This window comes from Actinokineospora sp. PR83, assembly GCF_021056305.1.
Lineage (GTDB): Bacteria > Actinomycetota > Actinomycetes > Mycobacteriales > Pseudonocardiaceae > Actinokineospora > Actinokineospora spheciospongiae.
The window spans coordinates 1-10962 of the sequence record NZ_JAJCXD010000062.1 but is presented as its reverse complement, the minus strand read 5'-3'; the positions used below and the strand labels follow the sequence as shown (position 1 = coordinate 10962).

Genomic DNA, 10962 nt, shown 5'->3' with positions numbered 1-10962 from the left:
CCGAGCCGCGAGCCCGAGCGGTGGGCCCCGCGCGGCACCGCGCTGGTCACCGGCGGCACCGGCGCCCTCGGCTCCGAGGTCGCCGCCTGGCTGGCCGAGCGGGGCGCGGCGCACCTGCTGCTGGTCTCCCGCCGCGGCGCCGAGGCCCCCGGGGCCGACGCGCTGCGCGAGCGGCTGACCGCCCTCGGGGCCCGGGTCACCTTCGCCGCCTGCGACGCTGGCGACCGCGACCAGCTCGCGGCCGTCCTCGCGGCCATCCCGGCCGAGCTGCCGCTGGACACCGTCGTGCACACCGCCGCCGTCCTCGACGACGCCGTGCTCGACGCCCTCGACGCCGACCGGGTCGACCGGGCCTGCCGCCCCAAGGTCGACACCGCCCTGCACCTGCACGAGCTGACCCGCGACCTGCCGCTGACGGCGTTCGTGCTGTTCTCCTCGTTCGCGGGCACCTTCGGCACCCCCGGCCAGGGCAACTACGCCCCCGGCAACGCCTTCCTCGACGCCCTCGCCGCGCACCGGCGCGACCTGGGCCTGCCCGCGACCTCGCTGGCCTGGGGCCCGTGGGGCGGGGCGGGCATGGCCGACGGCCCGGTCGGGGAGCTGGCCCGCCGCCACGGCGTCCCGGAGATGGACCCGGCGCTGGCGCTCGCGGCCCTGCACCGGGCGGTGGACTCCGGCGAGGTGTGCACCGCGGTGGCCGACATCGACTGGACCCGGTTCGGCACCGCCTTCACCGCCACCCGGCCCAGCCCGTTCCTGGCCGAGGTGCCACAACTGCGGGCGCTGGCCCGGCCGCAGGAGGCCGCCGAGGAGGACCTGCCCACCCGGCTGGCCGGGATGGGCCAGGCCGAGCGGGAGCGCGCCGTGCTCGACCTGGTGCGCTCGCACGCCGCGGCCGTGCTCGGCCACACCGGCGCCGACGAGGTGGCCGAGGGCCGGGCGTTCCGCGAGCTGGGGTTCGACTCGGTGACCGCGGTGGAGCTGCGCAACCGGCTGCGCGCGGCCACCGGGCTGGTGCTCCCGGCCGCGCTCGTGTTCGACCACCCCTCGCCCAGGGCGCTCGCGGAGCACCTGCTTGGCGAGCTGGTCGGCGCCCGGGCCGGTGCGTCCCCGCTGGAGGAGGTCGACCGGCTGGCCGCGGCGCTGGCCGACCCCACCGCCGCCGACGCCACCACCCGCACCCGGGTCGCGCAGCGGTTGCAGGCGCTGCTGGGCCAGTGGCGCGACGCCGGGGACGAGAAGACCGAGGAGGCCGACGACTTCGACTCGGCCAGTTCGGCGGACATGTTCGACTTCATCGACCGGGAGCTGGGGTTGTCGTGACGGGAGCGCAGAACACCGAGCAGGAGAAGCTCCTCAGCTACCTCAAGCGGGTCACCGCCGACCTGCGCCAGACCAAGCAGCGGCTGCGCGAGGCCGAGGAAGCCAGGCAGGAGCCCATCGCCGTGGTCGGCCTGGGCTGCCGCTTCCCCGGCGGGGTGCGCACCCCCGAGCAACTGTGGGACGTGCTGGTCTCCGGCCGCGACGTGGTCACCGACATCCCCGCCGACCGCGGCTGGGACGTCGACGCCCTCTACGACCCCGACCCCGGCCGCCCCGGCGGCACCTATGTCCGCCGCGGCGCGTTCGTCGACGGCGCGGGCGAGTTCGACGCGGCGTTCTTCGGCATCTCCCCGCGCGAGGCGCTGGCGATGGACCCCCAGCAGCGGCTGCTGCTGGAGACCTCCTGGGAGGCCCTGGAGCGCGCGGGGCTCGACCCGGCGTCGCTGCGCGGCCAGGAGGTCGGCGTCTTCGCCGGCACCAACGGCCAGGACTACCCGTCGCTGCTGCTGGCCTCCGGCGAGGACGTCGGCGGCCACCTGGGCACCGGCAGCGCGGGCAGCGTCCTGTCCGGCCGGATCGCCTACGCGCTGGGCCTGGAGGGCCCCGCGGTCACCGTCGACACCGCGTGCTCGTCGTCGCTGGTGGCCATGCACCTGGCCGCGCACGCGCTGCGCTCGGGGGAGTGCTCGGTGGCGCTGGCGGGCGGGGTGACCGTGATGTCCACGCCGACGCTGTTCGTCGAGTTCTCCCGCCAGCGCGGCCTGGCCGCCGACGGGCACTGCAAGCCGTTCGCCGCCGCCGCTGACGGCACCGCCTGGGGCGAGGGCGCCGGTGTGCTGGCGCTGATGCGGCTGTCCGACGCCGAGCGCGGCGGGCACCCCGTGCTGGCCGTGCTGCGCGGCTCTGCGGTGAACTCCGACGGCGCCTCCAACGGCCTGACCGCCCCCAACGGCCCGTCGCAGCGGCGCGTCATCCGCCACGCCCTGCGCCACGCCGGGCTGACCCCGGCCGACGTCGACGTGGTCGAGGCGCACGGCACCGGCACCACCCTGGGCGACCCCATCGAGGCCGACGCGCTCATCGCCGCCTACGGCCAGGACCGGGCCGAGGCGCTGCTGCTGGGCTCGGTCAAGTCCAACCTCGGCCACACCCAGGCCGCGGCGGGCGCGGCCGGGGTGATGAAGGCCGTGCTGGCGATGCGCCACGGCGTCGTGCCCGCCACGCTGCACGTCGACGGCCCCACCCCGCACGTCGACTGGTCGGCGGGCGCGGTCCGGCTGGTCACCGAGAACACCCCGTGGCCCGCGGTCGACCGGCCGCGCCGCGCGGGCGTGTCCTCGTTCGGCATCAGCGGCACCAACGCCCACGTCGTGCTCGAACAGGCTCCGGCGGCCGAGCCCGCGGCGCCCACCCCGGTCGACGGGCCGGTGGCGCTGGTGGTGTCGGGGCGCGGCGAGTCGGCCGCCACCGCGCAGGCCGCGCGCATCGCGGACTTCCTGGAGTCCACCGACCTGTCCCCTGTGGACATCGCGCACTCGCTGGCCACCACCAGGTCCGCGCTGGAGCACCGGGTCGCCGCGGTGGGGGGCACGCGCGAGGAGCTGGCCGCCCGGCTGCGCTCGGCGGCCGCGGTGGCTGCCCGCTCGGGCCGCACCGCGTTCGTGTTCACCGGCCAGGGGTCGCAGCGCGCCGGGATGGGCCGCGAGCTGGCCGCGGCGTTCCCGGTGTTCGCCGAGGCGTGGGACGAGGTGCTGGGCCTGTTCCCGGCCGAGGTCCGCGCGGCGGTCGTCGACGGCACCCGGATCGGGGAGACGCGGGTCGCCCAGCCCGCGATCTTCGCCTTCGAGGTGGCGCTGGTGCGGCTGTTCGCCTCCTGGGGGGTGACCCCGGACGTGGTCGCCGGGCACTCGGTGGGCGAGGTCGCCGCCGCCTGGGCCGCGGGCGTGTTCTCCCTGCCCGACGCCGCCCGGCTGGTCGTGCGCCGCGCCGCGGACATGGGCTCGGTGCGCACGCGCGGGGCGATGGCCGCCATCGCCGTGGCCGAGGACGCGGTGGAGCTGGTCGACGGGGTGGAGGTGGCCGCGGTCAACGCGGCCGACTCGGTCGTGGTGTCCGGGGACGAGGACGCCGTGGTCGCGCTCGTCGAGCGCTACGCCGCCGCCGGGACCAAGGTCAAGCGCCTCGCGGTCAGCCACGCCTTCCACTCCGCGCACATGGACCCCGTCCTCGACGGGTTCCGCGCGTTCGTCGAAACCGTGGAGCGCGCCGAGCCCACCGTGGAGTTCGTCGGCGCCGCCGGGGACGGCAGCCCCCGCGAGGCGGGCTACTGGGTCGCCAACGTCCGCGCCGCCGTCCGGTTCGCCGACGCCGCCGCCCGCGTCGACGCCGCGCACGTGCTGGAGATCGGCCCCGACGCCGCCCTGAGCCCGCTGGTGGCGGGCTGCGTCCCCGCCCAGCGCCGGACCGCGCAGGACGGCGTGGACGAGCGGCGGGCCGTGCTGGAGGCCGTGGCGGCCCTGCACGCGGGCGGTCGCGCGGTCGACTGGACCGCCGTGCGCCCCGGCCACCGCGTCGACCTGCCCACCTACCCCTTCCAGGCCACCCGGTTCTGGCCCCGGCCCAGCCGCGGCTGGACCGGCGACCTCGCCGCCGTGGGCCTCAGCGCCGCAGGCCACCCGCTGCTCGGCGCGGTCGTCGCCGACCCCAGCGGGGTCGTGCTCACCGGCAGGCTCGCGCAGTCCACCCACCCCTGGCTGGCCGACCACGCCGTGCTGGGCACGGCGATCCTGCCTGCCACCGCCTTCCTGGAACTCGCCGTCCGCGCGGGCGACCAGGTCTGCTGCCCCACCGTGGCCGACCTGGCCGTGCAGACCCCGCTGGTGCTGCCCGAGGACGGGGCGGTCGTGCTGCGCGTCGCCGTCTCCGGGCCCACCCCAGACGGGTCGCGTGAGGTCGAGGTCCACTCCCGCGCCGAGGGCTCGGCCGACTCCGACGCCTGGACCCGGCACGCCTCCGGCACGCTCGCCCCCGGCGCGCCGGTCTCCGGCACCGCCGCCGCGGGCGAGCCGCTGCCGTGGCCGCCCGAGGGCGCCGACCGGCTCGACACCGGCTCCGCCTACGACCTGTTCGCCCAGCGCGGGTTCGCCTACGGGCCCACCTTCCGCGGCCTGACCGCGGCGTGGAAGCGCGGCGAGGAGCTGTTCGCCGAGGTCGAGCTGCCCGCGGATACCGCTGATGCCAGTGGTTTCGCCGTCCACCCGGCGCTGCTCGACGCCGCCCTGCACGTGGTGCTCCTGGGGACCGCTGATCCGGGCACCGAGGGCAAGGCGCCGCACCTGCCGTTCGCCTGGGGCGGGGTCACCGTGCACGCCACCGGCGCCACCGCCGCGCGCGTCCGCATCGCCCCCGCGGGCCAGGACACCGTGTCGGTCACCGTCACCGATGTGGCGGGCGCGCCGCTGGTCACCGCCGAGTCGCTGGTCTTCCGACCGGTCGGCGCCGCCCCCGCCGCGCCGCGCCCGGTGTTCGAGGTCCGCTGGGACCGCGTCGACCTGGCCCCCGCCGACCGCGCCGCGCGCCGGGTGTCCGTCGCGGAGGCCCGGACCGCACTGGACTCCACCGACGTGCTCGCCGTCCCCGGCGAGGACGTCGGCGCGATCCTGCTCCTGCTGCAAGACCTCGTGGTGTCCGACGCGCACCTGGTGGTCGAGACGCGCGGCACGGGCACCCCCGTGGGCGCGGACGACCTCGCGGGCGCGGCCGTGCAGGGCCTCGTGCGCGTGGCCCAGGCCGAGCACCCCGGCCGGGTCACCCTGGTCGACGCCCCGGCGGGCGCGCTGCGTCCCGCCGACCTCGCCACCGCGGCCGCCGCCGAGGAGCCCCAGCTCGCCTGGCACGACGGCGCCTGGCACGCGCCTCGCCTCGTCCGCTCGACCGCCCCGGCGGGCGAGCCCGCGTGGGGGCCAGAGGACACCGTCCTGGTCACCGGCGGCACCGGCGCCCTCGGCGGGCTCATCGCCCGCCACCTCGCCAGCCGCGTCCGCGCGCTTGTCCTGGCCAGCCGCCGGGGCCCCGCCGCGCCCGGCGCCGATGCCCTGGCCGCCCTCGGCGCGACCGTCGTCGCCTGCGACACCGCCGACCGCGACCAGCTCGCGGCCCTGCTCGCCGAGCACCGGCCCACGTCGGTGATCCACACCGCGGGCGTGCTCGACGACGCCACCCTGGAGTCGCTGACCCCCGAGCGGGTCGCCGCCGTGCTGCGGCCCAAGGCCGACGCCGCCGTGCTGCTCGACGAGCTCGCGGGCGAGCTGCGCTCGTTCGTCCTGTTCTCCTCCGCCGCGGGCGTGTTCGGCAACGCCGGGCAGGGCGCCTACGCCGCGGCCAACAGCGTGCTCGACGCGCTCGCCGCCCGCCGCCGGGCCGCGGGCAAGCCCGCGGTGTCGCTGGCGTGGGGCCTGTGGGCGCAGGACGGCGGCATGACCGGTGAGCTGGCCGAGGTCGACCGGGCCAGGATGGCGCGCTCGGGCATGACCGCGCTGACCGCCGCCGAGGGCCTGGCGCTGCTCGACGGCTCCGCGGGCGGACCGGCCCTCCAGGTGCCGATCAAGCTCGACCTCGCGGGCCTGCGCGGCGCGGCCGTCCCGCCGCTGCTGCGCGCCTTGGCCCCCGCCGCCGTGCGCCGCGGCGCCGCGGAGAACCCCGGGTCCGCCTTCGCGGACCGGCTCGCCGCCATGCCCGCCGACGAGCGCGAGCGCGTCCTGCTCGACCTGGTCCGCTCGGCCGCCGCGAGCGTGCTGGCGCACAGCGGTCCCGCCGCGGTCACCCCCGACAGCGCCTTCGCCGACCTGGGCTTCGACTCGCTGACCGCGGTCGAGCTGCGCAACCGGCTCACCGCCGCCACCGGCGTGCGCCTGCCCGCGACCCTGGTCTTCGACCACCCCACGCCGCTGGAACTGGCGGCGCACCTGGCGGGCAAGGCGGGTGGGGAGCGCCCCGCCGCGCCGGTCGTCGCCCGCGTCGAGGACGACCCGGTGGTCATCGTCGGCATGGCCTGCCGCTACCCCGGTGGGGTGTCGACCCCCGAGCAGCTGTGGGAACTGGTCTTCGAGGGCCGCGACGCCGTCGGCCCGTTCCCCACCGACCGCGGCTGGGACACCGCCGCGCTGTACGACCCGGACCCGGACAACCCCGGGACGTCCTACACCGCGCAGGGCGGGTTCCTGCACGACGCCGCCGACTTCGACCCGGCGCCGTTCGGCATCTCCCCGCGCGAGGCGCTGGCGATGGACCCCCAGCAGCGGCTGCTGCTGGAGACCTCCTGGGAGGCCCTGGAGCGCGCGGGCATCGACCCGCGGTCCGTGCGCGGCACCGAGGGCAGCGTGTTCGCCGGGGTGATGTACCACGACTACGCGGGCAGGCTCGTCGCGCTGCCCGAGGGCGTCGAGGGCTACCTGGGCACCGGCAATTCCGGCAGCGTCGCCTCCGGCCGCGTCTCCTACACCTTCGGCCTGCGCGGCCCGGCCGTCACCGTCGACACCGCGTGCTCGTCGTCGCTGGTGGCCCTGCACCTGGCCGCGCAGACCCTGCGCACGGGGGAGTGCTCGCTGGCGTTGGCGGGCGGCGTCGCGGTGATGGCCACCCCGTCGACCTTCGTCGACTTCTCCCGGCAGCGGGGACTGGCCGCCGACGGGCGCTGCAAGTCCTTCGCCGACGCCGCCGACGGCACCGGTTGGGCCGAGGGCGCGGGCATGGTCGTCCTGGAGCGGCTGTCCGACGCCCGGCGCAACGGGCACCCCGTGCTGGCGCTCGTGCGGGGCTCGGCGGTCAACTCCGACGGCGCGTCCAACGGCCTCACGGCCCCCAACGGCCCGGCTCAGGAGCGCGTGATCCGCGCCGCGCTGGCCGGTGCCGGGCTGCGCCCGTCCGAGGTGGACATGGTGGAGGCGCACGGCACCGGCACCACCCTCGGCGACCCGATCGAGGCCCAGGCGGTGCTGGCCACCTACGGCCAGGACCGGACCACGCCGCTGGCGCTGGGCTCGATCAAGTCCAACCTGGGCCACACCCAGGCCGCCGCGGGCGTCGCCGCGATCATCAAGGTCGTCGAGGCCATGCGCCGCGGCACCATGCCCAGGACCCTGCACGTCGACCGCCCCACCTCGCACGTCGACTGGACCGCGGGCAGCGTGGAACTGCTCACCGAGGCCCGGGACTGGTCTGCCGACCGGCCGCGCCGGGCGGGCATTTCCTCCTTCGGCGTCAGCGGCACCAACGCCCACGTCATCCTCGAACAGGGCGACCCCCTGCCCGCGGTGGTGCCCTCCGACGACCCCGTCCCGTTCGTCGTCTCCGCCCGCACCCCCGAGGCCCGGCGCGCCCAGGCCGCCCGCCTGGTCGAGGCGCTGCCGTCGCTGCCCGCCCCGGCCGCGGCGTACTCGCTGGCCACTTCGCGGGCGCTGTTCGACCAGCGCGCGGTGGCCGTGGGCGTCGACGCCGTGCGCGCCCTGGCAGCCGGGGTCCCGCACCCGCTGCTGGTCGAGGGGACCGCTGGGCCTGCGGGCCGGGTCGTGTTCGTGTTCCCCGGTCAGGGTTCGCAGTGGGTGGGGATGGCGCGGGAGTTGGCTGCGTCGTCGGAGGTGTTCGCGGCTCGGTTGGCTGAGTGCGATGTGGCGTTGTCTGAGTTCAAGGACTGGTCGTTGGACGAGGCTTTGGGTGATGCGGCGCTGTTGGAGCGGGTGGATGTTGTTCAGCCGGTGTTGTGGGCTGTGATGGTGTCGCTCGCGGAGGTGTGGCGTTCGTGGGGGATTGAGCCCGCTGCTGTTGTGGGTCATTCGCAGGGTGAGATCGCGGCTGCTGTCGTTGCGGGTGCGCTGTCGCTTGAGGACGGTGCGCGGGTCGTGGCGCTGCGGTCGCAGGTGCTGCGGCGCTTGACGGGCAAGGGCGGCATGGTGTCGGTCGCCGCCGACCGGGCCGCTGTCGAGGCCCGGATCGCCGCGTTCGGCACGCGGCTGTCCATCGCCGCGGTCAACGGCGTCACCGCCACCGTGGTGTCCGGCGAGCCGGACGCGCTCGACGAGCTGGTGGCCGGGTGCGAGGCCGAGGGCGTGCGCGCCCGCCGCATCCCTGTCGACTACGCCTCGCACTCCGCCCAGGTCGACTCCCTGCGCGAGGAGCTGCTGGCGGCGCTGGCCCCCGTCCGCGCTCGCGCGGGCACCATCCCGCTGCGCTCGACCCTCACCGGTGAGGTCGAGGACGGCACGGGTCTCGACGCGGAGTACTGGTTCGCCAACCTGCGCTCCACCGTCCAGTTCGCGACCGCCGTCGACGCCCTCGCCAGCGAGGGCCACACCCTGTTCATCGAGTGCTCGCCGCACCCGGTGCTCACCGGTGCGCTGCCCGACACCGTCCGCGCCACCGGCTCCCTCAAGCGCGACGACGGCGGCCTGACCAGGCTGCACCTGTCCCTCGGTGAGGCGGTCGTGCACGGCGCCACCCCGGACTGGGCGCGCGTCTTCCCCGCCGCCGCCCGGGTCGACCTGCCGACCTACGCCTTCCAGCACCAGCGCTTCTGGCTCACCTCCGGCCCGATCACCGGCGACGTGACCGCCGCGGGCCTGCGCCGCGCCGACCACCCCGTCCTGGCCGCCACGACCACCGTCGCCGACGGCGGGGCGCTGCTCACCGGCCGCTTCGCCCTCGCCGCGCAGCCGTGGCTGGCCGACCACGTGGTCACCGGGTCCATCGTGGTCCCCGGCGCCGCGCTGCTCGACCTGGCCCTGACCGCCGCCGAGCACACCGGTGCCGCGGGCATCGCGGAGCTGACCCTGCACGCGCCGCTGGTCGTCCCGGCGGACGGCGCGGTCGACGTGCAGGTGCGCGTGTCCGGTGGCGAGATCACCGTCCACTCCCGCCCCGCCGACGCCGCCGCCGACGCTGCCTGGACCCGCAACGCCTCCGGCACCGCGGGTGCGGGCGACCCCGCCGCCGGGCTCGCAGAGTGGCCGCCCGCAGGGGCCGACGACATCCCCGTCGACTACGCCGCCTTCGCCGCCGCCGGGCTGGACTACGGGCCCGCCTTCCAGGGCCTCGACCGGCTCTGGCGGCGCGGGGACGAGGTCTTCGCCGAGGTCAGCCTCCCCGAGGGCGTCAGCCCCGACGGCTTCGCCCTGCACCCCGCCCTCCTGGACGCCGCCCTGCAGGCGATCGGGGCGAGCGGACTGGCGGGCGCCTCCGACACCCCGCTGCTGCCGTTCTCCTTCACCGGCGCGGCGGTCTGCGCGACCGGCGCCGCGGCGCTGCGCGTGCGGATCGCCCGGTCCGGCGCGGGCTTCGCGCTACACCTGGCCGACACCGCGGGCGACCCGGTGGCCGCGATCGACGGCCTGGCCCTGCGCCCCCTCGCCGTCACCGCCGCCCCGGCCGCGGACGCGCACTTCGTCCTCACGTGGACCCCGGTGCAGCCCGGCAACCCCGTGGACGTCGACGTCCTCGACGCCATCGGGCTCACCGCCGCGCAGGTGCTTCCCGCGGTGCAGGAGCGCCTGGCCGTCGACACCACCACCCCGCTGGTCATCCGGACCCACCTCGCCGCCGGTCCCGACGCGACCGACACCGCGGGCGCGGGCGTCTGGGGCCTGGTGCGCACCGCGCAGGCCGAGCACCCCGGCCGGTTCGTCCTCGTCGACACCGACGACCCCGCGGGGGTCGCGGTGTGGGCGGCGCAACCGCAGGTCGTCGTGCGCGGCGGTGTCGGGACCGCGCCCCGCTTGGCCCGCCCCACCGCCGCCGAGCACACCGTCCCCTTCGGACCGCACAGCCGCGTGCTCATCACCGGCGGCACCGGCACCCTCGGCGGGCTCCTCGCCCGCCACCTCGCCGGTGCCCACGGCGTGCGGGAGTTCCTGCTGCTGAGCCGCCGCGGCCCGGACGCCCCCGGCGCTGCGGAGCTGCTGGCCGACCTCGGCCCCGGTGCCCGCGCCGTCGCCGTGGACGCCACCGACCGCGACGCGCTGCGCGACGTGCTCACCGAGCACCTCGTCACCGCGGTCGTCCACGCCGCCGGTGTCCTCGACGACGGCGTGCTCACCGCGCTGACCCCCGACCGGCTCGCCGCCCTGCGCGCCCCCAAGGCCGAGGCCGCCGAGGCGCTCGACGCGCTCGTCGGCGACGTCGAGGCGTTCGTGGTGTTCTCCTCCGCCGCAGGCGTGTTCGGCGGGGCGGGCCAGGGCGGGTACGCCGCCGCCAACGCCGAGGTCGACGCCCTCGTGGCGCGCAGGCGGGCCGCGGGCAAGCCCGCCGTCTCCCTGGCCTGGGGCCTGTGGGCCGAGGCCAGCGGCATGACCGGCCACCTCGACGACACCGCCAAGCGCCGCATCGGCCGGTCGTCGGCCGCCCTGGCCACCGACGAGGCGCTGGCCCTGTTCGACCGGGTGGTCGGCAGGCCCGAGCCCATCCACGTCCTCATGCGCCTGGACCTGACCCCGCGTGCCACGGGCGTCCCGGCCCTGCTGCGCTCCCTGGTCCGCACCCCGGCGCGGCGCGCGGCGAGCCCGCTGACCGCCGCCGCCGACCCGCGCGCCGCGCTCACCGACCTCGTCCGCGCCCAGGCCGCCGCCGTCCTCGGCCACGCGGGCGCCGCCG

Annotated in this window: 3 pseudogenes; all 3 read left to right on the top strand. The window is 77.4% G+C overall.

The annotated features are described in order from the left end of the window. Positions 1-42: 42 nt before the first annotated feature. Positions 43-555, top strand: a pseudogene (locus tag L6E12_RS35770) (ketoreductase domain-containing protein); the annotation flags it as partial. A gap of 378 nt (positions 556-933) precedes the next feature. Continuing rightward, positions 934-1092: pseudogene (locus tag L6E12_RS35765) on the top strand (acyl carrier protein); the annotation flags it as partial. A 242-nt stretch (positions 1093-1334) separates the two neighbouring features. Then, positions 1335-10962 (top strand): annotated as a pseudogene (locus tag L6E12_RS21055) (beta-ketoacyl synthase N-terminal-like domain-containing protein); the annotation flags it as partial.